Below are 22,757 nucleotides of genomic sequence, written 5' to 3' on the forward strand. Positions count from 1 at the left end.
CGCATCAGCAGCCGGGTGGACGCCGCCGATGACCCGAGGTTCGGTTCGATGCCGACCGCGCCGGGCACATCCGCGCCGGGGCCAGTACGCCGGACCGGCGTGCTGATCAATGTTTGGAGCCGCCGGAAAGGTTTGGCTCCGACAGCCCACCCACTTACCGCTCGGGATTGCGATCGCCGGTGGGGCAGGTTGTGGGTTGGCCGGGAACTTGGCTGGCGCTCAGAGCGCAGGGGTACTGGGCCGCGGTGGTAGGGGGTGTTGTCGCCCAGCATGGCCTAAGGACGTTGAGCATCCAGCTCCCTACATGTTTCTCAGCCTGCGCTGTGCCGGGTTGGACGGAGCGGGAGCGAAGACGGCCAGTAACTCGCCGATCTCGTGTGTTGCGGTTGCCGGGTGGTGGAAGCGCCGGTGGGGGTCCACGGTGTAGTGGCTGCGTCGTCCCACTCTCTGGCGGGTGAGGTAGCCGACGGTCTCGAGGTCCTTAAGGATGCTCAGGGTCGCACGCCCGGTGATCCCAACACTGCCGGCGATCTCGCTAACCAGTGCGTCAGGGGAACCGGCCACGACCAGCAGTACCTGGGCGTGTTTGGTGAGCAGTGTCCACTGTGGCCGCTGGGACTGGTCCCGGGCCGCGGACCCGGAACTGTCTGCATGGTCCGTCGCTGGTAGAGGAGTCCCGTCGCCGGGAAGGAACGTGGAAGGCATTTCGTGGTTTGTCCGTTCGGAAGTAGAGGGCTCACGACCCGACCAGAGGCGGGGCCGGTTGGCGCATGGTGGTGGTGGCCAACTCCCGCGTATCTCCGCCTCGGCGATTCGGGAATCTAGGTGGTGGCACGGCACCGCGTCAACGGATGCGATGGCCGTGGGCGGCGAATGGCCCATGGTTGTGGCTAGGCAGAAGGCGGGGCGGGATCGGGTGGCGGGTTCCTGGGCAGCTCCCCGCCGTGCCCGGGGTCGCTGAGGCGATCTCCGAGCGGGCCGGACGGCGCACTTTCATGGCTCCTGGGCGCCGCATCGGCTACGACGAACAGGACCTCGGCCCCGTGCTTCAGGGAGGGCACCGGGAACGCCGAAGGGGTGGTGCGCGGCGGGAGGGGCATTCGCGGTATCTTACCAACTGCAAATGGAACAACACGCCGGGGGCAAAATGCTCATCTGTTCGGTCAGCGCCTCCTGTATTGCACACGCAAAATGCCCCGTTCTGGTTGTTCACACACCAGAGACAGCGAAAACTACTAACCAAAGTCAATCATGCAGCTGCGGCTGGAACCCGCCAAGATACTCAAGCATGAAACACTGAATGCCGTAGACCGGATATCGAATACGAGAATCATGATGAGCGGTGAGGTGCCGGCCGTACGCTGGCATGGAAATCCTTGATTTGGCGGGTATCACCGCAGGCACTGGAGTGATTCTGCTGACGGCCCTTGATGTCTTTCACACCCTGCTTTATCCCCACTGCATGGGACCAGTGTGCAGGATGATCGTGTGCGGGTTCAGGCGTCTATCCAAAAAGATTCAGTGACGGGCGCACTACTCAGATGCCCGAACTTTGAGACGGCCTAGATCGACGCCCCTTGTTAACGTGCCCGAGGAAGCGGAGCGATCATGACGATGGGTTTTACTGTGGATCTCTTGCAGCACCCTCTGTGAGGGTAGTACCAACGGGTTGCAGCCGAGGTAGTAAGTGTCAGGGCATGTAGGGGGCGTAGTAGGGCAGTGAGTCATCGAGGACCGGCACCAGCACGGTCAAGGACTCGTCCGCGTATGTGACGGTCATTGGCACCATTGACCCTGGGTCAGCACCGGCCCGCTCGAAGAGAAGCGGCTCACCTCTCTCGAGACGAACCGAGTTCTCACCGAGGACTAGGATGCTGCTGAGCTGTCCTGCGACGTTGATGTCGAGCATAAGGTCCTGGTCAGTGTCGTTGATGATAGTTCCCAAGACGCGGCCAGGCTTCTGGGCGGAGTCGCCGACTATCAGGATGTTCAGTAGTCGGACGTTGCCGCTTGATGCGTGTGCGCCGTCGGTGAGTGAGTCGCTCATCTGGGTGGCGATTGGATTGGTGAACGAGCACCCGCACAGCGTTAGACCGAGCAGTATGAAACAGCCGGTCGTCGCCGCAGGCTTGCCTTTTGTCCAAGGTTGCATTTGAAGGGCTCCTACTTGCGTGGTCCCGATCAGAGCAGGTTTTGAGCTTGATCCTGAGGGTCGGGTAGGGATGAATGCGTGTGACTGGCACTTGAGGTTGCGACCATCGAGGCTCTGCAAGGTAATGGGCCTGTCGCAGGGCTTCGTGGGAAGCCTCCGAGCCATCTACGCCGACAGTCATTTTTCGCTATTTCCTGTCCGTGCCCCATTAAGGACTCCGATCTTGGTTTAGGTCCCAAGCTCCTTGCCGCTGGCTTCAAACGGTAGATCACTAGGAGGCTCATCGAGAGTGCCTGTCAGAATTGGTTGGGTAGTGGTGGATACCGTCCCAGAGGATCAGGATCAGGATCAGGATCAGGATCGCCAAGAGACGGACGAAAATCGGGGGCCGCCGGGCGATTGCCCATGGTTGTGGCTAGGCAGAAGGCGGGGCGGGATTGGGTGGCGGGTTCCTGGGCGGCTCCCCGCCGCGCGCAGGGTCGCTGAGGCGATCTCCGAGCGGTCCGGACGGCGCACTTTCATGGCTCCTGGGCGCCGCATCGGCTACGACGAACAGGACCTCGGCCCCGTGCTTCAGGGAGGGCACCGGCAACGACGATGGGGTGATGATCACGGCCGCCCCTGCCCGGCGGGCGGCGCGGGCCAAGGCCAGGGCTATGGCTTGGGACTGAGGTGCGCGGCGGAAGGGGCAAGCGCGGTATCGCACCAACTGCAAATGGAACAACGCGCCGGTGGCGTCCAGGGCGGGGTGCGCCCGTGCGGCGACGGTTTCGGCCTCCCGTAGCGCTTCCCGGTGGAGGCGGGCTGCGATGGCGGCGTCGGTGGTGAAGGCCGGTTGCGCGAGGGGCACCAGCAGAACGGTCGGCCGTCGTTGCGCGCAGGCGAGGGCCGCGGCACGGCGTGCCACTGCCGTCGCCTCAGGACCATCGGTGATAACCGCGGCAATGGGGCGGGGCGTTGGGCGGGCGGGTTTGTCCATCATCGTTCCCTTTCGGTTTTGCTTCCAAGGGGTGCTTTGTCCGTGGTGTGGGTGAGCGGCCGCCGTTCCCTCAAGGGACCGGGTCCTGAGCACCGGGCCACGGAAGGGGGCTGCTGAATTGGCCGGTGTGGAGGGGCGAGGCGGTCCACCAGCTCGGCCAACAGGAAATACATCGCCTTCAGACCGAGTACCACTGCTGAGCAGGGGCAGCGCGCGGGACCGCCCCGGGCCGAGATGTCCCTGGGCGGCAACGCCAATGGATCTACGTAACTCAAAACACGTATCATGGTTCGCATGCAGCCTCCTTCCAACTGGACTTTCCTATCCAACCACGGGCACGTGCTCGTCGCGTTGGCGGGTGATTCTCAGTCGCGGATGCGGGATGTGGCCGCCAAAGTCGGCATCACCGAACGTGCCGTCCAAATGATCGTTCGCGACCTGGAGGAAGCCGGGTATGTCGTCCGCGAGCGGGTGGGTCGTCGGAACCGGTACACCGTGGTGCAGCAGAACCGCTTTCGGCACCCGCTGGAGGAACACGTGCGGGTGGGGGATTTCCTGGCCCTCGCCGCAGCAGCACCCCCGGTCAGCGATCGTCTCAGCGCTTCCTCACCGCCCGACGTGCGAGCTTGATCATTTCCTCGACCACGAGGACGCAGGACGCCACCGCAAGGCAGGTCAGCCACTGGGTGGCGGAGAGCGACGTGGTGTCGAAGATGCCCTGGAGCGGGGCCAGTTGCACGGCGAGGACCTGTAGGACCAGGACCGCGGCGAAGGAGATCCACAACCAGCGGTTGGTGAACAGATGCCGCGTGAACACCGTCTGCCGCTCGGACCGAGCGTTGAGCGCGTTGAAGAACTGGAAGAGGACGAACGTGGTGAATGCCATGGTGGACGCCACGGCGGCGCCGTAGGCCCCCTCGGCCAGGGTGAGCACCGACAGGGTACCGATCGCCATGACTGCGCCGGCCCGCAACATCCGTAGCAGCCGGGTCCGGTCCAGGATCCGATCATCGGCCCTGCGCGGCGGTTCGTCCATCAGCCCTGGTCGGGCGGGGTCAACGCCCAGGGCCATCGCCGGGGGGCCGTCCATGATGATGTTGACCCACAACACCTGGATCGCGGTAAGCGGTGCCGGGAGCCCGGCCACGGTCGCGCCGAGGAAGGACAGGATGGCGCCGATGTTGGTCGACAGTTGGAAGCGGACGAACTTCACCACGTTGTCATAGATCGATCGGCCCTCGTGGACCGAGGCGACGATGGTGGCGAAGTCGTCGTCGGTGAGAATCATGTCGCCGGCTTCCTTGGTCACCTCGGTGCCGGTGAGCCCCATCGCCACACCCATATGCGCCGCGCGCAGGGCTGCCGCGTCGTTGACGCCATCGCCGGTCATTGCCGTCACGTGCCCCATGGCCGTCAACGCCCCGACGATGGCGACTTTGTGTTCCGGGGCGACCCGGGCGAATACCCCGATGCTCTCCACGCGTTCCGACAGCTCTTCCGGGGTCATCCGATCCAGCTCGGTGCCGGTGACGACTTCGCCGCGGATGCCGAGCTCCCGGGCGATGGCGGCCGCGGTGTCCCGGTGGTCGCCGGTGATCATCTTGACCGAGACCCCGGCCCGGTGGGCGAGTGCGATGGCGTCCTTGGCCTGCGGGCGGGGCGGGTCAGCGATGCCGACCAGGCCGAGCAGCGTCAGGCCGGTCAGCCGGTGCTCAAACGCGTCAGCGTTCGACGAATCACCGGCCGCGGGCAGGTCGTCCATCAACGTCGTCGCGGCGGCCAGCACCCGCAGACCACTCGACGCGAGGGCTGTGACCTCGCTTGCCATCTGGTCCCGGCCGGCGGCGTCGAGGTCACGAACTCCCTCGGCGGTGAGTAACGCCGTGCTGCGCGCGAGGAGTACGTCGGGAGCGCCCTTGAGGTAGACGCGGATGCGTCCGTCCTCCTCGTGTGCGGTCACCATGAACTTGCGGGCGCTATCGAAGGGCAACTCGGCCACCCGCGGGTGCGCCGCACGCAGCGTCGGGGCGTCGATCCCGGCCTTCACGGCCGCAACGACCAGCGCGCCTTCGGTGGGGTCGCCGACGATGCCAGCCCGGCCACCCGCCCCCGGGGCAGCCAGCACAGCGTCGCTGCACAGAACAAACGGTTCCAGCAGACGCCCCGGATCCCCGGTCCGCTGCCCGGCGGTCTCGGCAATGATCGACCCTGTCGGGGAATACCCCTCGCCGTCGATGCGCATGCGCTGGCCTGCGAAGACCAGCGCACGGGCCGTCATCTGGTTCAGCGTCAGCGTTCCGGTCTTGTCGCTGCAGATGACCGTAGCCGAGCCCAGGGTCTCCACCGACGCGAGCCGCTTGACGATAGCTCCCCGCCGGGCCATTCGACCGACGCCGAGGGCGAGGGTGAGGGCCAGGACGGCCGGCAAACCTTCGGGCACCGTGGCCACGGCGAGGGCCACCGCCGTGAGCGCCAGCTCGCCCAAAGGCTCGCCACGCACGAGGGCGATTGTCACGTAGATGGCGATGGCGATCCCGCCGATCAGGGCGATCCGCTTGCCCAATGAATCCAACTGCACCTGCAGCGGGCTCTTGGGCTCCTCGCCGCTCGCAAGCAGTTCCGCGATCGCGCCGACCTCGGTCTGCGCGCCAGTGGCGGTGACCACGAGTTCGGCCCGGCCGCGGGTGAGCGCGGTGTTCATGTAGCCCATGCCGGTGCGGTCGCCCAGCGGCACTTTCTCACCGGGAGCGGCGCCCACCGGCAAGGTGTCCTTGGCCACCGGCTGAGACTCCCCGGTCAGTGCGGACTCGTCGATCTCGACTGACTCCGCCACCAGGAACCGTCCGTCGGCCGGCACCCGGTCTCCCGCCTCGAGCAGGACCAGATCACCCGGCACAAGCTCGACCGCTCCGACCACCCGCACCGACCCGTCCCGGCGGACCCGTGCGGTGGGCACCAGCATGTCGCGCAGCGCCTCGAGGCTGCGCTCCGCCCTGTTCTCCTGAACGAAGCCGATCAAGGCGTTGATCAGGAGCACGATCAGGATGACGATCGTGTCCTTGAGGTCCCCGACGACGCCGGCGAGAACCGCGGCACCGAGCAGGATGAGGATCAGTATGCTACGAAACTGATCGAGGAATCGCAGCCAACCTGGCCGCCGCGGCCGCTCGGCCAAACGGTTCTCACCGATCAGTTCCCGGCGTCGGGCAACCTCTGCCTCACCGAGTCCTTGCGCGGAATCGACGCCCAGCGACTCCGCCACGACGGTCGCGATCTGAAGGTGCGGATCCCGCAGAGGCGCTTCCTTCGCGCCAATCGCCGGAAGGAAGCTGGATGACTGGTCGTCCTTGATCGCCATTACTGATCATTCCTCGTGGTGTCTGGTGTCTGGTGTCTGGTGTCTGGTGTCGTATGCGGTCGGCGAGGGTGATGGGGGGTGTACTCGTGTTCATCTTGAGCATCGTCTCGTTTGCCGGCCGAGTCAACACCGGGGCCAGGCCAGCCTTGAGGGGGAAGAGACGGTGGACAATAAGCCGCATGAGGTACTCATGCGGCCACTCGTGGCCGGTCATCGAGGTACCGGCCCGTCAGGGGACGGATGGTATGGACAGGTCCTCGTCCCCGCGCTGCCCACGATGCCGCGCGGGGCCCAGCAGCGGGTTCGCGGATGCAACCGTAAGGCGATGGCGACGGACCACAGGGCCAGAGCAAACCACGGGATCAGGTTCGACACAGGAACTCCTCTTCTCTTGCCACTGCCGTTGGCGGGGCTAAACTGATACAGCCAGACTAAAGCAGAATAACTCGCGAAACAAGGTTCGCATGTGTCTCTGAGATCGTTATCCCGCCAAAGTTACTGTGCTCGGGTGGTGGGTCATTGCCCCGCTCGTTGTGCGGGGAATTCACCCGTAGCTCTTGCCTGCCGTGCGAGTTTCTTGATGTTGCTCGAGGATAGGGGCAAGCAGACTGCGCAAGGACGTCAAGTCACCAGCAACGGCGCGGCGCTTCTGGGACCCTGGGGGTCCATTGGAGCTTCTGAGATGAGCGGGTGTTGCGACGATTTGTCGGAATCCATCGGATTTGGGAGGTTCAGGGTCTCATGGGGAGCTGGATGCTGATCGTGGTTGGGCTGGCCGCCTTGATCGCCGGAGCCGAGCTCGTGCTCCGCGCAGGCACTCGATTGGCAGCCCGGCTGGGTGTGTCTCCCCTCGTCATCGGGCTGACCGTGGTCTCCATCGGCACCAGCACCCCGGAGCTGGCCGTCGGCGTCGACGCAGTGTGGGTCGGCGCCGGGGATCTCGCGGTCGGCAACATCGCCGGCACCAATCTCGTCAACCTGCTCCTCATCCTGGGGCTCAGCGCTCTGCTGCGCCCCTTGACACTGCACGGTCAGATCCTCCGCTTCGACTTACCCATGATGGCACTGGCAGCCATCAGTGTGCTGCTGATGACGCTGGATCGGACGCTCTCCCGGACCGACGGCGTGCTGCTGGTGGCCATCGCACTGATCTACACGGCTGTGATCCTGCGTGTTAGCCGGCGGGAGTCGGCGTCCGTACGCGCGGAGTATGAAGCCGAATACGCCGCGCCGCCCCGGCCCTCCCCGAAAGGCAGGCTCGTGGATACTGTTCTGCTCGTGGCCGGGATCGCCGTGGTGGTACTGGGAGCACACGGGCTGGTGGGCGGATCCGTGGAACTCGCCCAGCAGCTGGGTGTATCCGACGCCCTGATCGGACTGACTATCGTCTCCATCGGCACTTCTGCCCCTGAGCTGGTAACGACTCTCATCGCACCGTGCGAAACGAACGTGACGTGGCGGTCGGAAACCTTATCGGCTCCAGTGTCTACAACATTGCGTTCATCCTCGGGGTGACCACGCTGACCGCCCCGGGCGGAATCACCGTCTCCGAGCAGCTCGTCCAGGTGGACCTGCCCCTGATGACCGCGGCGGTGCTGCTGTGCATCCCCGTATTCCTCAGCGGGCGGAGGGTCCACCGTTTTGAAGGCGGGCTCTTCGTCGTCCTGTACCTCGGGTATCTCGTCTGGCTCCTAATGACCCGCACCTGACCCGGAGTGACAATGTCGGGGTAGTTCCCGGGCGCCCGTGGTGCTTTCCGGCCCAGACCTGCTCCGAAGAGCCTCCGCAAACATGGACCGCACCGCGCAAGATCGCCACTCTTGATCTGGGAACAAGGAATCAAGGACACTTGCGTTGAATCCGCGCCTCCAAGCGGACGATGACGCCTTTGTCGAAGAGATGAGCGGGTTCCGCCCGCGGCCGTTAGGATCGGATTACTGCAACAGGCAGGAGGCCGCAGTCCGCGCAAGTAATGCAGCCATGAGGTTCAGACGAGAGGACCCGATGCAGCCCCGAACGGACAGTTCAGTCCCGCAACCGGAAAACGACCCGACACCCCGCCGCCGCCGACGCCTGGCTATCGAACACATCCGGTACGCCGCCGTCATCGGGGCAGCCACTGCACTGTTCCTTTCGGCCGTAACCTACCTTTGGGCCCTGGGCAAGGCAGTGACGTTCGTCCACATCCTGGCCGTAGAAGGCCTGTCCTCCGATCCGGCCCTGGTGAAACTGTTCGAGAGCATCGATTCCATCTTGATCGCGACCGTGCTGCTCATCGTCGGCTTTGGGGTCTGGGAGCTGTTCGTGCACGACCTCGATCTTCCGCCGTCGCTGACCACCACCTCTTTTGATCACCTGAAGGGGCGGATCGCGGGCACCCTGGTCCTGGTCCTGGCCGTCCGATATTTGGAGCGCCTCATTTCCAAGCCCTCACCCGAGGAGATCCTGGCCCTAGGCATCTCGACCGCACTCGTCGGCGGCCTGCTTCTCGTCTTCGCGACCTCCCGCCGTTCGCATTGACGCGTGCTGCAGGATTGAATCTGCCAGGCATTCCATCCATGGCCCGGCTACCGGATGCACGAGACCCACACCTCGGACTCGAGGCACCTGCGATGGCGCAGATAAGGCACCTCGTCGGGCAAGTTCACCGGTCGCCTCATCCGGACACGACAAGACAATGGCAGCCGCGTGGGTTGACGAGCCGGGCCCGGTCAGCGCCGGCGCAAGACCGTGCCGCCCTCCTCATACCCTCAACCGTGGAGCAGCTGACTAGGCCGATCGTGAGGTCGAGCTCCGGTCACAGGGTCGTCCCAAGACAGGATCCCCTCGCGGACATGTGGTGGCCGTGCAGACGACTCTGGACATTTCGTGCAGACGACTTAGAGGAGAATGACAGCGGCGTCGTAAAAGTTACAGCCGTAACTGGTCATTATCGCCGGACTTGTGGGACGCATGGTGCAGCTGATCAACACCGCCTTCGCCGTCTATGAAATGCATCAGCAGTCCGGACGAACCCGTGAGGCGCAGCGCATCCGTGCAGTGGTCGAGCAACAGCTTGCCCCGTTCACCGGCGCAGTGGCGAACATTGTGGAGCAGTCCACCCGGGACGGGGTGCTGACGGACACCAGCGGGACCCTGACGGACACCAGCGGGACCCTGACGGCGGCCTTCGAGTTCACGGCCAAGACCGTCGCCGACGTGGAAGTGCCGATCGCTGAGATGGTGCTGCTGCCCTCTTCGGCGACGCCGGCGGACATTCGGCGGGCCGTCGCCAGCCACGGATTCTCCCGGTACATCCCCACGGACGAGGACGGGAACCCCTCCGGTTACCTGCACCTCAAGGACGTTATGGACCTGACGACGCCGGAGAAGTTCAGCGACCCAGTACCGGCCAAGCGGATCCGGCGCCTCGCGCCGGCGTTCAGCGGCAGCGATCTCGAGGACGCCCTGGCCACGATGCGCCGGACGGGTGCCACGTCGCCCGGGTCTTCGACGCCCATGGCACAACAACGGGTGTGCTGTTCCTCGAGGACATTATTGAGGAACTTGTGGGCGAGGTGCAGGATGCCACCAGCGCATAAACTCGCGAGACCATCTGAAGTACCGAACCGAACCGGCCGCAGCGGCCGGACCCTTCACGGAAGTTGAGCACCATGACCGTTTCCCCCCTTATTTGGGCCATCACCATTGCCGTGATCCTGGCCTTGCTGGCCTTCGACTACTTCTTCCACATCCGCAAGGCCCATGTGCCCACGCTCAAGGAGGCCGCCGCCTGGTCGGCCCTCTACGTGGGCCTGGCCGTCGTCTTCGGCGTCCTGGTGTGGGTTTTCGGCGGCACCGAGATGGGGTCGGAGTACTTCGCCGGCTACATCACGGAGAAGGCCCTCTCGGTCGACAACCTCTTTGTCTTCCTGATTATCATTGCGAGTTTCAGGGTGCCCCGTGAAGACCAGCAGAAGGTGCTGCTCTTCGGCATCGTCTTCTCGCTGATTGCCCGCACCGGCTTCATCCTGCTGGGCGCCGCGCTCATCAATTCCTTCGCGTGGGTGTTCTACATCTTCGGTCTGATTCTGCTGCTCACCGCCGGCAACCTGCTCCGGCCGGACGCCCACGGCGAGGACCAGGCCGACAATTTTATGATCCGGATCGCCCGGAAGCTCTTCCACACCACGGAGCACTACGACGGGGACAAGCTCTTCACCATCCAGGATGGCAAGAGGGCGCTGACGCCGATGCTGCTGGTCATGGTGGCGATCGGTGGAACCGATATCCTCTTTGCCCTGGACTCCATCCCGGCGATCTTCGGGCTGACCCAGAACGTCTACATCGTTTTCACCGCCACGGCGTTTTCCCTGATGGGCCTGCGCCAGCTTTACTTCCTGATCGACGGACTCCTGGACCGCCTCATCTACCTCGCTTACGGCCTGGCGTTCATCCTTGCCTTCATCGGCGTCAAACTGGTGCTCCACGCCCTGCATGAGAACAACCTGCCGTTCATCAACGACGGCCAGCCCGTTCCCGTGATCGAGATCAGCACGGCCACCTCCCTGACCGTCATCGTTGGGGTGCTCGTCCTGACCGTCGTCGCGTCGCTGCTGAGCAAGGCCGGCAAAGCCCAGACCTCCATCAACAATGCGCGCCGGCACGCCGTCAACTACCTCGACCTGGAATACACCGCTGACTCGTCCGAACGCGAACGGATGTACCGGATGCTGACCGATGAAGAGTCCCAGATTCTCACCATGGATCCGAAGTACCGCAACAAGGCCAAGGACATTGACAAGATCCGGGCGCTGGTGGCGGAAGCGCACCGGCAGCACGAAGAATACCTGGCGCGTTGATTGGCACTCCCGCTGGTCCTCGTCCTGGCTACTCAGGCGGGGACGGGGCCGTCGGGGAAGTGCTCCCCGGCCGGCCTTCCGCAGGCATGGGTGATGGCGGCTTGCAGCCGGGCCAGCACTTCGGATGGCTGCCCGTCAGAGGGAATGACGGCAAACCGGGGGAATTCCGGGAGTGAGTGGTAGGCCTCGTCCAAGGACTGAAGGTCTTCGAGCCGCTCGGAGTCGGTGCCCCGAGCCAGGACCCGCGCGTGGGCCTCGTGGGGGTCAATGTCGAGGTAGATGACGAGGTCGGGCTGGGGGAGCGCGCGGATGAGGAAAGGAAGCAGGCGTCCCCGGGGAAGTCCGTGCATCTGGCGCAGCGCGAGCTGGCAATGTAAGTCCCGGTCCATGACCACCAGGCCTGGAAATTGTCTGGCGCGGCGGTGTGAATTCAGGACGTTGAACGTCCGGACTGCCGTTTCCAGAAAGTCCGCCAGCCGCGGTGGCAGGTGAACGCGAAGTCCGGCACTGATGAGGGACATCTGTCGGCGACCCGCATAGTTGCCGAGAAACAGGGCGCCCTTCCCCGTGCGGCGGGCGGCATCCACCAGGGCCCGTGCCGCCGTGGTCTTTCCTGAACCGTCAATTCCGGTGATCACGATCAGCAAGCAGTCTCCTTTGGGCGGGCGGGTCTTGGGCCGCTACCCACCCCCAACGTATGCGATCACGGCTTTGTAGCGGACGGCAGCTCGAGGCGCCGGATCGCGAGGTAGCCGATGATGAGCAGCGCCACCACGAGCACGACGACTGCCCATTCCAGCGCCACCGAGACATCAGCCGCTGCCTGTAGTTCTGCAGCCTGCCGGATTCGCCGGCCACCACAGGCCCTGGGCCCTGGGGAGCTGAAGCTGGTTCTGGAAGGCCATGTCCGGTCAGCCGGTCGGCCCTGGATTGGACGGTTTCTCCGCTGTGAGAGAACCCGCGTGGGCGCGTGCGGTGGGGTCCCTGCGGACCTTGATCAGGCTGGCGGTTGTGGTCACTGTCAGAATTACTGCGATGACGATGAGGCTGGTGTTGGTGCTGATTTCCGGTACCCGGCCATCGAGGCCGTGGCCCCAGTGCAGGACCAGTTTCACGCCGATGAAGGCGAGGATGAGCGCCAGTCCAGTGGAGAGGTAGACCAGCCGATCCAGGAGGCCCTTCACAAGGAAGTACAAGGCCCGCAAACCGAGCAGGGCGAAGGCATTGGCGGTGAAGACGATGTACGGCTCGGCGGTGATGCCGAAAATGGCCGGGATGGAGTCGAGTGCGAATAATAGGTCGGTGCTCCCGATTGCCAGCAGCACTATGAACAGCGGCGTTACCGCGCGGCGGCCGGCGATGCGGGTGAACAGCCGGCCGCCCTCGTAGTCCTTGGTGACGGTCAATGTCCGGCGGGCCACCCGGACCAGCACGTTGTCCTGCACGTCCGGGTCGGCGTTGCGGTGCCGGTAAAGCTGCACAGCGGTCACAATCAGGATCAGGCCAAAGATTAGGAACATGAAGGAAAACAGCTGGAGCAGTGCTGCACCCAGGGCGATGAAGATCGCCCGCATGACCAGAGCCAGCGCGATTCCGAAGATCAGGACCTTCTGCTGGTACTTCTCAGGAACGGCGAAGGTCGACATGATGATCACGAAGACGAAGAGGTTATCGATGGAGAGGCTTTTTTCGACGATGTAGCCGGCGAAGTATTCCGCGCCGTAGTCCCAGCCCACCTGCATCGCGAAGACCAGTCCGAAGACAATGGCCACGGCAATGTACAGAATCGATGAGATTGCGGCCTCGCGGAACTTGACAACGTGAGGCCGGGCAGCGGCCAGTCCAAGATCCAGGGCGAGCAGTCCGAGAATAAGTCCGATGGTGAGCATCCAGCGGAGTGCACTGACTTCGAGCATTGGTAGCCTTTCTTGTCATCAACTGATAGAGACTGATTGCTTTCCCTGCGCTCCCAGCCGCCGACCGGGCGTCTGCGGGTCCGATCGACTATTTTCCTTGAAATGGCAACCAAGGATTTTGACTCAGGGACACCCGCCGTGCCTGCCGGCGAAACGCGTTGGACGTTCCTCACCAACCACGCCCACGTCCTTCTTACTATCGCCCGTGACCCGCAGATCCGGTTGCGCGACGTCCCCGCCCTGGTGGGTGTGACGGAGCGGGCAGCTCAGAAGATCACAGCTGACCTTGTTGAGGCCTGCTATATCACCAGGACGAGGACCGGGCGGCGCAACAGCTACACCGTCGCCACGGGCCGTCCCTTCCGCCATCCCGTCGATGCCGGTCACGAACTGGATGAACTCCTCGCGGTCCTCGTCCCTGAGCCCACCCCGCGCACCCTAGACATCCGAACTAGAGTTCGCTAATCTAGGTTCGTTGGTATAGATAATACGCTACCGCACGGGGCGGTGGGGTGGCCGGCCGTGGTTTGGCGGTGGCGGTTTGGAAGGAGCTCGCTCTTGAACAATCGAGAGGCACGTTTCAGACCGCGACACCCCGCCGGTGTTTCCCGGTACCATCGCGGGGCTTCACGACTGGCGCCGCCCTGGTCCGCTTCGTTACAGCGCAGGAATCAGGAGATGTCCCGGTTGGAGCGTCTCGGGCATCAGGTGCTGGATACCGCCGGGGTCACATTCGAAACTGACTTGATGACCTACCGGGGCGGTGGCTCTGAGTCCGGGCGGACCCGCCGTATGGCCTCCGCAATAGAGCGTCTGGCCCGCGACCGCGGTGCCATCCACTGGCCGGCAACCGCGGTTCCGGCCTCCCACAGCAAGGAGAACCACCCGTGAGCCAGGAAAACTTGGGCGACGGACTGATACCGGCACCGGCTGACAGCATCGTGGTCGGACATGACGGATCCGACTGCGCAGACTACGCCCTGGACACGGCACTTGGACTCGCAGACCAGCTGCAGGTCCCCGTCGTCATCGTGCGGGCCTGGTCCATCGCTACTGCCCCGCAGCCACCCGGCTGGGAGTTCGGATACGTGCCGTCCTTTGACGAATACGCCGCTGCCGTGCAAGGGGAGCTCATGCGGGATGTGCACACGAGGGTCGACAGATACCCCAAACTCTCCGTCAGCTCCAGGGCCGTTCACTCCGGCGCGGCCAAGAGCCTGATAGACGTCTCACGGGACGCCCGCATGCTGGTGGTCGGATCGCGCGGACGCGGCGGTCTCGCCGGGATGCTGCTCGGCTCCGTCAGTGACCACTGCGTCCGGCACGCTGCCTGCCCGGTCATGGTCGTGCGCCGTCGGAGCTGAAGCCACGGAACTCCGGCCACCGTTGGCTCCTTTGCCCGGTGCTGGCGGCCCGATCTGGGCAGGCCTAGAATTTCTCCGGCCGCAAAACGTCTACGTCACTCACGAACAGGATCATGGCGTAGTCCTGGTAGTAATGCTCCTGGAGGTAGGCGGCAATCGCTCCGGCCGTCGCTTCGTCGCACACCACCTCGACGCGGATGTTGCTGTTCGCTTCCCAGCCGGCACTGCGGACGCCGCGGTGGCCTTTGCCGCGAGCGTCGGTGATGGTGTATCCATGGGCGTTGAGCCGGTCCATGTCCCGAACGAGAGTGCCCTCAAGTACGGCTTCAGTGACGACGGTCAACAGCTTGCGTTTATGGTTTCGCATCAGTCTCATCCTTTCGCGAAAGTATGTGCCCACACCGCGAGGGCGTGGTAAATCGGGATACCCAGCAGGACATTGAACGGGAACGTGATCCCCAGCGCGGCGGCCAGCGACAGGGTGGGGTTGGCCTCGGGCACGGAAATGCGCATGGCCGCCGGGACCGCGATGTATGACGCACTCGCCGCCAGTGTCGCAAGAACGACCGTGCCGCCGATGGAGAGGCCCAGCACCCAGCCCAGTCCGGTCCCCACCAGGGCCGAAAAGAGCGGCATACCAATTCCAAAGGCCATCAGGAATGGCCCGTGCCGGCGCAGGCTTCCTATCTGTGTCGCGGTGATCAGCCCCATCTCCAGTAGAAAAAGAGCCAGGAATCCCTTGAAGAGATCGAAGAACAACGGCTCGATCGAAGATAATCCGTCCGGCCCCGCCGCCCAGCCGATGAGCAGCCCGCCCAGGAGCAGCACAATGCTTTTCCCGAGGAAAACCTCGTGGGCGACCGACCTCCACCGCGTCTCTCGAGAGAGACCCCGGGCCAGGACAATTCCCACAATAATGGCCGGCACTTCCAGCAACACCAGAAGCAGGGGCATGTGCTCTTCGAACGCGACCTGGCGGCTGCCAAGATACGCGACGGCCACGGCATAGGTGCCTACGCTCACCGAGCCGTAGTGGGCGGCGATGGAAGCGGCATCCGCGCGTTTGAATCGGCCCAGGTAGCGCAGCACGGGAAAGGCGGCCAGTGCGAGGAAGAATCCCAACGCCACGACGGCCAGCATTTGCGGCAGCAGGCTGCCGAAAGGCTGTCTGGCCAGTTCGATACCGCCCTTAAGCCCGATGGCCAGCAACAGCACGATACTGACAAACTCGTAGATCGCAGCCGGTAGACGCAACTCCGAACGCAGCAGACCAGCGGTGGCGCCCAGCAGGAAGAAAAGGATGATGGGATCGATCATGTGGTTGCTCTCTTGTTCGTTTCCGGCTTTTACGAAGTCGGGGTGCAGGCAATGGCCCGCCCCCCAAGTTCAGGGACTGCAATCCACCCGAGGCACCAGCATCCCAGGATCCCATTAACACACGCTATTTGATTCACGATCAAAATTTCAGGTATTGTAGAACGTAGCATCTGCGTCTGAGAGGCGGCCGTCGGTTCTTTTCTAACTAATCATGCGTACCTTTCGGGTGTGCTGCGACAGTTCCGGCAGTTCGCGCTCAGAGTGAAAGGTCAGTTATGACCAGTTTTGATTCCGGCAATTCAACCCGGCTTTCCGTCTATTCCGGTGAACGGATTTCTCTGCTTACCCAGCATGGCAAGGAGCGGGTGATCATCCCGGTGCTCGAGCGTGCGCTCGGCTGCCGGCTCGAACATGTCACGGGCTACGACACGGATCTGCTCGGTACTTTCACCCGTGACATTCCCCGCGCCGGCACACAGCTCGAGGCTGCGCGCAGGAAGGCGCGGGTAGGCATGGAATTGTCAGGATTGCCGCTGGGTATCGCCAACGAGGGTTCGTTTGGCCCGGATCCGTACATGGGGATGTTCCCCTGGAACATCGAACTCATGATCTGGATCGATAGTGAGCGTGAACTGGAGGTCGTTGGAACAGCCGAAGGCAAGACGAATTACTTCCACCTGCTGACCGCGGACTGGGCGGAGGCCCAAACGTTCGCCCGTGAATCGGCGTTCCCCGGACACCACCTGGTCGTTCGCCCGGACGGCGAGCACGACCCCCGCATCCGTAAGGGAATCGCCGCCTGGCCCGAGCTGGAGCGCGCCTTTTCGAGAGCGTTGGCCCGATCGGCCAACGGCAAGGTTTTTCTCGAGACAGACATGCGCGCCAACGCCAATCCGACGCGCATGGAAACTATCCGTCTCGCGGCCGAAGACCTTGCACAGAAACTTCGCTCCAGATGTCCGGCCTGCGGCACCCCGGGATTCTGGAAAGTGGAGCGAGTGGCAGGACTCCCGTGCACCGGCTGCGGCGAGCCAACGAGCGAGACCCGCGCTGAGATTCATGGATGCCTCACCTGCGCGCACCGCTACACTCGCGACTTAACTGACCCACCACGCGCCGACCCGCGATTTTGCGAATATTGCAACCCTTGACCCTGCCCAAAAACCTCGACGCGTCCCATTGCCCACCGCGTTCAGGGCGATACGCAGCTTGAAATCAACACCGGAGCAAAGATATGCAACCATCACATTTAGTGGACATCAAGCCCCGCAGCCGGGTCGTCACCGATGGAATCCATGCCGCCCCCGCGCGCGGCATGTTCCGGGCGGTCGGCATGGGCGACGATGACTTCGCCAAGCCCCAGATCGGCGTGGCGAGCTCCTGGAATGAAATCACTCCCTGCAACCTTTCCCTGAACCGGCTGGCCCAGGGCGCCAAGGAAGGCGTCCACGCCGGCGGCGGCTTTCCGATGCAGTTCGGCACCATCTCCGTTTCGGACGGGATCTCCATGGGCCACGAGGGCATGCACTTCTCCCTGGTGTCCCGCGAAGTCATCGCCGACTCCGTCGAAACCGTCATGCAGGCCGAGCGCATCGACGGCTCCGTCCTGCTCGCCGGCTGCGACAAGTCCCTGCCGGGCATGCTGATGGCCGCCGCCCGGCTGGACCTCGCCGCGGTCTTCCTCTACGCCGGCTCCATCATGCCGGGCTGGGTCAAGCTGGAGGACGGCTCCGAAAAGGAAGTCACCCTGATCGACGCCTTCGAAGCCGTGGGCGCCTGCGCCGCCGGCAAGATGAGCATGGAGGACCTGACCCGCATCGAACGGGCGATCTGCCCGGGCGAAGGTGCCTGCGGCGGCATGTACACCGCAAACACCATGGCCTGCATCGGCGAGGCGCTGGGCATGTCCCTGCCCGGCTCGGCAGCGCCGCCCTCGGCGGACCGCCGTCGTGATGTGTTTGCCCGCAAGTCCGGCGAAGCCGTGGTGAACCTGCTCCGCCTGGGCATCACGGCCCGCGACATCATGACCAAGAAGGCGTTCGAGAACGCCATTGCCGTCACCATGGCATTCGGCGGCTCCACCAACGCGGTTCTGCACCTGCTGGCGATCGCCCGCGAGGCTGAGGTTGAGCTGACGCTCGATGACTTCAACCGGATCGGCGACAGGATCCCGCACCTGGGGGACCTGAAGCCGTTCGGCCGCTACGTCATGACCGACGTCGACAGGATCGGCGGTGTTCCGGTCATCATGCGGGCGCTGCTCGACGCCGGGCTGCTGCACGGTGACTGCCTCACCGTGACGGGCAAGACCGTTGCCGAGAACCTGGCGGCCATCAACCCGCCGGACCTGGACGGCAAGATCCTCCGTGCGCTGGACAACCCGATCCACAAGACCGGCGGCATCACCATCCTGCACGGCTCCATGGCGCCCGAAGGTGCCGTGGTCAAGAGCGCAGGCTTCGACGCCGACGTCTTCGAGGGAACTGCCCGGGTGTTCGAGCGCGAACAGGGTGCACTGGATGCGCTGGACAACGGCGCCATCCACAAGGGCGACGTGGTGGTGATCCGCTACGAAGGCCCGAAGGGTGGCCCGGGCATGCGCGAAATGCTCGCCATCACCGGCGCCATCAAGGGTGCCGGATTGGGCAAGGATGTCCTGCTCCTGACCGACGGCCGCTTCTCCGGCGGCACCACCGGTCTCTGCATTGGCCACGTTGCACCGGAAGCGGTCGACGGCGGACCCATTGCCTTTGTCAAGGACGGGGACCGGATCCGCGTCGACATCGCAGCACGCAGCTTCGACCTGCTGGTCGACGAGGCAGAGCTGGATGCCAGGAAGGATGGCTGGGAGCCCCTGCCGGCCAAGTTCACCAAGGGCGTGCTCGCAAAGTACGCCAAGCTGGTGCACAGCGCCTCCACCGGCGCATACTGCGGGTAAATCACAGGCACCCATTTGCAGTCCACGGACGGTGACTTCGCTGAGAATCAGCCGAGGACTCGTCGGCTACTACAGAATCATTCAAGACGACCGAAAACACAGCTCGGAACTTTCCGTTCCACTCATCGCACTACGACCCACCAGCACCTTGCATCCCCAGGTCCCGTGATGCTCTGGACACCCTTCCAGTAGGTCGGGCCTTCCAACGGACAGCGAACCTGCCGCCGCGCGGGGCGGGCACTGCCTCTGTCGGCGAAGGATCCACGTGCGACATTTGCCCCAGCCGGAAAAGTTCTCGCTCAGCCTCCGGATTGCGCGTACGGAAACCCCAACTGGGGACGAGTGCAGAGGACTTCTGAAATTCCGTGCAGACCACTTCGGAAAATGACATCTGAAACTGACAAAAGTGCTCATATCGTTAGTCAAAACTGGTTCTCGAAATGAAACCTGGTCAAAACCTAAAGTGGAGGCTTTTTGACGTGTCTGGCAACGTAATTGGTTATGCGAGGGTGAGCACCCGGAGGCAGTCTCTTGATTCCCAAGTGGATGCGCTCGTAACTGCTGGGGCTGTGCGAGTGTTTCAGGAGTACGCGTCCGGCGCCACCCAAGCGAGGACGCGGTGGAGGGAATGCCTGGACTACCTCCAGCCAGGCAATGTTCTCACGGTTGCTGACCTGACCAGGCTGGGCCGCAGTACCGCGGACCTGGCTGACATTGTGACGGTGCTGGGACAGCGGGGGATAGGATTCCGTTCCCTGGCAGAACCATGGCTGGATACCACCAGTGCACACGGCAAGCTGATCTTTGACATGTTCGCATCCCTTGCTGAGTACGAACGGTCCCGGCTGTCTGAACGGACGAAGGCCGGCCTGGCGGCAGCGAAAGCACGCGGGCGGCTTGGTGGCCGGCCTCGAACTATGACGCCATCAAAAACAGAAGCTGCCCGGCAGCTGCGCAGCCAGGGAAAAACTTTGAAGGAGACGGCCCAGATACTCAGTGTCAGCGTCTCATCACTGACTCGGGCCCTTAGCCGGAAAGACGTCTCAGAAGTCGCAACTGTAGCTGCGTAGCGCCGCCTAGTTTTGGAATAGCGTCTGGGACGCTCATCACGGACAAGTCCGCTGTCGTATTTGACCGGGACTTGTTTCCGGGACTCGAGCACCGCGTGGATGTCGTGGCGGGACACTACAGTTGAGACGCTCGGCCCGCTGAGACGGGGACCGGCTACTGACTTCAGCACAAGAAGGAATTGATGATGGTTACTCCCTTAGAAGACGAAATCCTCAAGGGCTTTCGCCGACGGCTCGAAGAGGCCAGCGTTGTTCCCAACGAACTAGTAGATGAGCTCGTGTCACTTGCAGGCGGTGCGAGTGCGCCCAGCCCGCAGGCGCTGCTGGGCGCGATCAGGAGTAAGGCCGGTGAGCAGCCCGTATGATTCAGATCGAGCAGATCCGCATCGAAGAATTCCGTGGCATCCGAGCAATTGATTTGGAACTCAAGTCCAAGAACTTTGTTGTGTATGGTCCGAACGGATCGGGTAAGAGCGGCGTGGTGGATGCAATCGAGTTCGCACTCACAGGGGGCATTGGGCGGCTCTCCGGCGAGGGGACTGCAGGCGTCACCATTGCGCGGCACGCGCCACACGTTCACCGCAGGGATGACCCAGGCGCGGCAAAGGTCATGCTGACAGTCAGAGATCTCGCTTCCGGTGAGTCCGCTGTGCTTACACGAAGCGTCAAGGACGCCGGCAACTTCACGCTGAATCCAGATACTCCTGCAGTGCGTAAAGCGCTGAACGAGGCGATGGGGCATCCCGAGCTTACGCTCTCGCGGAAGGAGCTCATAAGATTTATCGTTGCGAAGCCTGGTGATCGTGCCGCTGAGGTTCAGGCTCTGCTGAAACTGGACAAGATCGAGGTGCTGCGCCGCGCGCTCAAGACTGCATCTTCCAAGGCGGCCACCGAAGCTAAGCAAGCAGAAGGTGAGCGAAAGCTTGCAGAGCAGAGTTTCCAGCAGCATCTCAGTCTTACTTCCCTCTTTCCCAGCGAGGTGCTCCGTGAAATTAACGCCCGACGTTCAACGCTAGGGCTGACGGAGCTTACCGAGTTTTCTCTTGAGACTGACGTTCTTAGTGGAGCAGCCAGTCGTCAGGCTACTGCCTCTTTCAATGTCGAAGTCGCACGCGAGGATGTCAGTGCGCTTCAACGAGCCATAGATGATGACAGTTCGGTCAGAACGGCCTTTGGGGGCCTTGATGACAAGCTCGAACTATTCAGGCAGAATCCGACAACTATTGATGCAATCCGTCATCGAGCGTTGCTCGATGTGGGACTCGTCGCGGTCGAAGCAGCTGCCTGTCCGCTGTGCGAAGTCGCCTGGGAATCTCAAGCAGCACTTGAAGCGCACCTGCGCGAGCGTATTGCAGCAACCGAGACTGCACAGCAGGCTCGCACAGACATCATGGAGTCCGCCAAGAAATACCGGGAGGCGATCCGTGCGCTGCGGGATCGGGCAGAGCAAGTTCTTGCAGCCGCGCGCGTTTACGGCAGAGAACAACTGCCTCATGAAATTAAGGCGTGGGCCGACGGGCTCGCTCTCGTAGAGGGAGGGCTTAGCTCTTTCGAATCGGTCACAGGTGAAGATCCGGCTCATTCAGCGGATGCGCATGCTGCGCCCCAAGCGGTTTCCGTCGGGCTGAAGGCACTTGCGACAACACTCAACGAAGTACCTGACGAGTCGGCATCCGACGCTGCGCGTTCATTTCTTGACATCACCAAGGACCGATGGGCGCGCGTTCGAACGTCTCGCGCTCCAGCAGTCCAGGCGAAAATCGTAAAGGAAGCAGCTGAGGGGGCGTATGAGGCCTTCTGCGCTTCCGCCGACGAGGCGCTCTCGACGCTGTACCAGACCGTCGAAAGCGACTTTAGTCGGTTCTACCAGTTCGTTAATTCCGATGATGAGGGTGCTTTCCGGGCGGAACTCGTGCCGAGTTCAGGAAGCCTGGACCTGAGCGTTGATTTTTACAAGCTCGGAATGTTCCCGCCCATTGCCTACCACAGCGAGGGGCACCAAGACGGCATGGGAATATGCCTGTATCTCGCGCTCGTGAAGCAACTCCTCGGAGACGATTTCCGTTACGCAGTGCTTGACGATGTGGTGATGTCCGTGGATGCAAGCCATCGACGCCGATTCGCGGAGCTACTGAAGAATGAGTTCCCGAAAGTCCAGTTCGTGATCACCACCCACGATGAAGTTTGGGCGAGGCAAATGAGGTCTGCGGGACTTGTCACCAGCAAAGGAATGGCGCGCTTCTCCAGCTGGACTGTCGACGCGGGTCCCACACACAGCGATGGGGATGCATGGAATGCGATCGAAGCCGATCTGGAACGTGAGGACGTTGCCGGCGCGGCTCATAAGTTGCGCCGGACCTTGGAATCGAGTGCTGCTGACATTGTGGAGAGCATCGGAGGTGGGGTGACGTATCGGAGTGATGCTTCATATGACCTCTCCGTCTTCCTGGATTCGATTAAGGCCAGACACGGCAAGCTCCTCAGGATGGCGGCGGATGCGGCACAGTCGTGGCAGAACCAGCAGCAGATGGAATTGGTTGAGGCGCAGAAAGAGCGCAGAAACCACGCGCTCCCAGAGCATGATGCCGAGTCATGGCTCGTCAACAAGCTCGTCCACAACAACGACTGGGCGAATGGCTCGGTCCCAGATTTTCGGCCGGTGCTGGATTCCGCACGCGCCTTCTTGGCTCTGTTCCGGTGCGAAAATTCGAACTGTGGGTCGTGGGTTTCGGTAAGCGGCAGAGCAGGCGATGAGGACTCGCTTCGCTGCGCATGCCAGGCCTATAACCTAAATCTGCGGAAGAAAAAGTAGGTTCGTAGTC

19 protein-coding genes and 2 pseudogenes are annotated in these 22,757 nt (G+C 63.1%); 12 read left to right on the forward strand and 9 right to left on the reverse strand.

Going from position 1 to position 22,757, the window contains the following annotated elements; genetic code table 11:
* Positions 1 to 300: 300 nt before the first annotated feature.
* The 4 genes from ABRP28_RS20735 to ABRP28_RS20750 form a co-directional block, all read right to left on the reverse strand.
* Positions 301 to 705 (reverse strand): winged helix-turn-helix domain-containing protein, encoded by a 405-nt coding sequence (locus ABRP28_RS20735; RefSeq protein ID WP_350005831.1) that lies wholly within the window; start codon positions 703 to 705, stop codon positions 301 to 303.
* A gap of 185 nt (positions 706 to 890) precedes the next feature.
* Positions 891 to 1,100 carry a hypothetical protein gene (locus ABRP28_RS20740; protein WP_350005829.1) on the reverse strand — a complete coding sequence of 70 codons (210 nt, stop codon included), beginning with the start codon at positions 1,098 to 1,100 and terminating at the stop codon, positions 891 to 893.
* Positions 1,101 to 1,690: 590 nt separating this feature from the next.
* Positions 1,691 to 2,152, reverse strand: coding sequence for a hypothetical protein (locus tag ABRP28_RS20745; RefSeq protein WP_350005827.1), 462 nt, complete (start codon positions 2,150 to 2,152; stop codon positions 1,691 to 1,693).
* 415 nt (positions 2,153 to 2,567) lie between these two features.
* Positions 2,568 to 3,131, reverse strand: coding sequence for a hypothetical protein (locus ABRP28_RS20750; RefSeq protein ID WP_350005825.1), 564 nt, complete (start codon positions 3,129 to 3,131; stop codon positions 2,568 to 2,570).
* A gap of 294 nt (positions 3,132 to 3,425) precedes the next feature.
* Between ABRP28_RS20750 and ABRP28_RS20755 the strand changes: the two genes are divergently transcribed.
* Positions 3,426 to 3,761 (forward strand): winged helix-turn-helix domain-containing protein, encoded by a 336-nt coding sequence (locus ABRP28_RS20755; RefSeq protein ID WP_350005824.1) that lies wholly within the window; start codon positions 3,426 to 3,428, stop codon positions 3,759 to 3,761.
* On the opposite strand, the gene ABRP28_RS20760 is transcribed toward ABRP28_RS20755, so the two are convergent.
* Positions 3,727 to 6,489: an HAD-IC family P-type ATPase gene (locus ABRP28_RS20760; RefSeq protein ID WP_350005822.1), complete on the reverse strand. Its 2,763-nt coding sequence runs from the start codon at positions 6,487 to 6,489 to the stop codon at positions 3,727 to 3,729. The two genes, ABRP28_RS20755 and ABRP28_RS20760, sit on opposite strands and share 35 nt — an antisense overlap.
* Positions 6,490 to 7,242: 753 nt before the next feature.
* Between ABRP28_RS20760 and ABRP28_RS20765 the strand changes: the two are divergent.
* The 4 genes and pseudogenes from ABRP28_RS20765 to ABRP28_RS20780 all read left to right on the forward strand — a co-directional run bounded on the left by ABRP28_RS20765 (position 7,243) and on the right by ABRP28_RS20780 (position 11,330).
* A pseudogene (locus ABRP28_RS20765) lies at positions 7,243 to 8,198 on the forward strand (calcium/sodium antiporter).
* 271 nt (positions 8,199 to 8,469) lie between these two features.
* Positions 8,470 to 9,009: a YqhA family protein gene (locus ABRP28_RS20770; RefSeq protein WP_350005820.1), complete on the forward strand. Its 540-nt coding sequence runs from the start codon at positions 8,470 to 8,472 to the stop codon at positions 9,007 to 9,009.
* Between the two features lie 555 nt (positions 9,010 to 9,564).
* Positions 9,565 to 10,070 (forward strand): annotated as a pseudogene (locus tag ABRP28_RS20775) (CBS domain-containing protein); the annotation flags it as partial.
* Between the two features lie 72 nt (positions 10,071 to 10,142).
* On the forward strand, positions 10,143 to 11,330 hold the full coding sequence (locus tag ABRP28_RS20780; protein WP_350005818.1) for a TerC family protein: 1,188 nt from the start codon (positions 10,143 to 10,145) through the stop codon (positions 11,328 to 11,330).
* Between the two features lie 32 nt (positions 11,331 to 11,362).
* Here the strand turns inward: ABRP28_RS20780 and ABRP28_RS20785 are convergent, their stop codons facing one another.
* The gene (locus ABRP28_RS20785) at positions 11,363 to 11,977 is read right to left on the reverse strand and encodes a dTMP kinase (RefSeq protein ID WP_350005816.1); all 615 of its coding nucleotides are present in this window, start codon (positions 11,975 to 11,977) and stop codon (positions 11,363 to 11,365) included.
* 264 nt (positions 11,978 to 12,241) lie between these two features.
* Positions 12,242 to 13,246 carry a TerC/Alx family metal homeostasis membrane protein gene (locus ABRP28_RS20790; RefSeq protein ID WP_350005814.1) on the reverse strand — a complete coding sequence of 335 codons (1,005 nt, stop codon included), beginning with the start codon at positions 13,244 to 13,246 and terminating at the stop codon, positions 12,242 to 12,244.
* Between the two features lie 102 nt (positions 13,247 to 13,348).
* On the opposite strand from ABRP28_RS20790, the gene ABRP28_RS20795 reads away from it, so the two are divergent.
* Positions 13,349 to 13,711 carry an AsnC family transcriptional regulator gene (locus tag ABRP28_RS20795; protein WP_350005813.1) on the forward strand — a complete coding sequence of 121 codons (363 nt, stop codon included), beginning with the start codon at positions 13,349 to 13,351 and terminating at the stop codon, positions 13,709 to 13,711.
* Positions 13,712 to 14,133: 422 nt separating this feature from the next.
* Positions 14,134 to 14,610 (forward strand): universal stress protein, encoded by a 477-nt coding sequence (locus ABRP28_RS20800; RefSeq protein WP_350005811.1) that lies wholly within the window; start codon positions 14,134 to 14,136, stop codon positions 14,608 to 14,610.
* 64 nt (positions 14,611 to 14,674) lie between these two features.
* Here the strand turns inward: ABRP28_RS20800 and ABRP28_RS20805 are convergent, their stop codons facing one another.
* Positions 14,675 to 14,977, reverse strand: coding sequence for a P-II family nitrogen regulator (locus ABRP28_RS20805; protein WP_350005809.1), 303 nt, complete (start codon positions 14,975 to 14,977; stop codon positions 14,675 to 14,677).
* A gap of 5 nt (positions 14,978 to 14,982) precedes the next feature.
* The gene (locus ABRP28_RS20810; RefSeq protein WP_350005807.1) at positions 14,983 to 15,927 is read right to left on the reverse strand and encodes a sodium-dependent bicarbonate transport family permease; all 945 of its coding nucleotides are present in this window, start codon (positions 15,925 to 15,927) and stop codon (positions 14,983 to 14,985) included.
* 275 nt (positions 15,928 to 16,202) lie between these two features.
* Here ABRP28_RS20810 and ABRP28_RS20815 point away from each other — a divergent pair, with 275 nt between their 5' ends.
* The 5 genes from ABRP28_RS20815 to ABRP28_RS20835 all read left to right on the forward strand — a co-directional run bounded on the left by ABRP28_RS20815 (position 16,203) and on the right by ABRP28_RS20835 (position 22,747).
* The gene (locus tag ABRP28_RS20815) at positions 16,203 to 17,078 is read left to right on the forward strand and encodes a DUF6671 family protein (protein WP_350005805.1); all 876 of its coding nucleotides are present in this window, start codon (positions 16,203 to 16,205) and stop codon (positions 17,076 to 17,078) included.
* An 83-nt stretch (positions 17,079 to 17,161) separates the two neighbouring features.
* A complete protein-coding gene (gene ilvD, locus ABRP28_RS20820) occupies positions 17,162 to 18,865 on the forward strand; it encodes a dihydroxy-acid dehydratase (protein WP_374153006.1) in 1,704 nt (567 codons plus the stop codon).
* Between the two features lie 479 nt (positions 18,866 to 19,344).
* Positions 19,345 to 19,935 (forward strand): recombinase family protein, encoded by a 591-nt coding sequence (locus ABRP28_RS20825; RefSeq protein WP_374153023.1) that lies wholly within the window; start codon positions 19,345 to 19,347, stop codon positions 19,933 to 19,935.
* 182 nt (positions 19,936 to 20,117) lie between these two features.
* Complete coding sequence (locus ABRP28_RS20830; protein ID WP_374153007.1) at positions 20,118 to 20,300, forward strand: hypothetical protein; 183 nt, start codon at positions 20,118 to 20,120, stop codon at positions 20,298 to 20,300.
* Complete coding sequence (locus ABRP28_RS20835; RefSeq protein ID WP_350005797.1) at positions 20,297 to 22,747, forward strand: AAA family ATPase; 2,451 nt, start codon at positions 20,297 to 20,299, stop codon at positions 22,745 to 22,747. The genes ABRP28_RS20830 and ABRP28_RS20835 overlap by 4 nt, the downstream gene beginning before the upstream one ends.
* The last annotated feature ends 10 nt before the right edge of the window (positions 22,748 to 22,757 follow it).

Source organism: Pseudarthrobacter sp. WHRI 8279 (assembly GCF_040224115.2).
Lineage (GTDB): Bacteria > Actinomycetota > Actinomycetes > Actinomycetales > Micrococcaceae > Arthrobacter.

Coding starts and splice junctions, on each gene's coding strand:
- ABRP28_RS20770 (WP_350005820.1), top strand. CDS start 8,470: ATGAGGTTCAGACGAGAGGACCCGATGCAGCCCCGAACGGACAGTTCA.
- ABRP28_RS20745 (WP_350005827.1), bottom strand. CDS start 2,152: ATGCAACCTTGGACAAAAGGCAAGCCTGCGGCGACGACCGGCTGTTTC.
- ABRP28_RS20740 (WP_350005829.1), bottom strand. CDS start 1,100: ATGCCCCTCCCGCCGCGCACCACCCCTTCGGCGTTCCCGGTGCCCTCC.
- ABRP28_RS20750 (WP_350005825.1), bottom strand. CDS start 3,131: ATGGACAAACCCGCCCGCCCAACGCCCCGCCCCATTGCCGCGGTTATC.
- ABRP28_RS20795 (WP_350005813.1), top strand. CDS start 13,349: ATGGCAACCAAGGATTTTGACTCAGGGACACCCGCCGTGCCTGCCGGC.
- ABRP28_RS20805 (WP_350005809.1), bottom strand. CDS start 14,977: ATGCGAAACCATAAACGCAAGCTGTTGACCGTCGTCACTGAAGCCGTA.
- ABRP28_RS20830 (WP_374153007.1), top strand. CDS start 20,118: ATGATGGTTACTCCCTTAGAAGACGAAATCCTCAAGGGCTTTCGCCGA.
- ABRP28_RS20780 (WP_350005818.1), top strand. CDS start 10,143: ATGACCGTTTCCCCCCTTATTTGGGCCATCACCATTGCCGTGATCCTG.
- ilvD (WP_374153006.1), top strand. CDS start 17,162: ATGCAACCATCACATTTAGTGGACATCAAGCCCCGCAGCCGGGTCGTC.
- ABRP28_RS20815 (WP_350005805.1), top strand. CDS start 16,203: ATGACCAGTTTTGATTCCGGCAATTCAACCCGGCTTTCCGTCTATTCC.
- ABRP28_RS20790 (WP_350005814.1), bottom strand. CDS start 13,246: ATGCTCGAAGTCAGTGCACTCCGCTGGATGCTCACCATCGGACTTATT.
- ABRP28_RS20835 (WP_350005797.1), top strand. CDS start 20,297: ATGATTCAGATCGAGCAGATCCGCATCGAAGAATTCCGTGGCATCCGA.
- ABRP28_RS20735 (WP_350005831.1), bottom strand. CDS start 705: ATGCCTTCCACGTTCCTTCCCGGCGACGGGACTCCTCTACCAGCGACG.
- ABRP28_RS20760 (WP_350005822.1), bottom strand. CDS start 6,489: ATGGCGATCAAGGACGACCAGTCATCCAGCTTCCTTCCGGCGATTGGC.
- ABRP28_RS20755 (WP_350005824.1), top strand. CDS start 3,426: ATGCAGCCTCCTTCCAACTGGACTTTCCTATCCAACCACGGGCACGTG.
- ABRP28_RS20810 (WP_350005807.1), bottom strand. CDS start 15,927: ATGATCGATCCCATCATCCTTTTCTTCCTGCTGGGCGCCACCGCTGGT.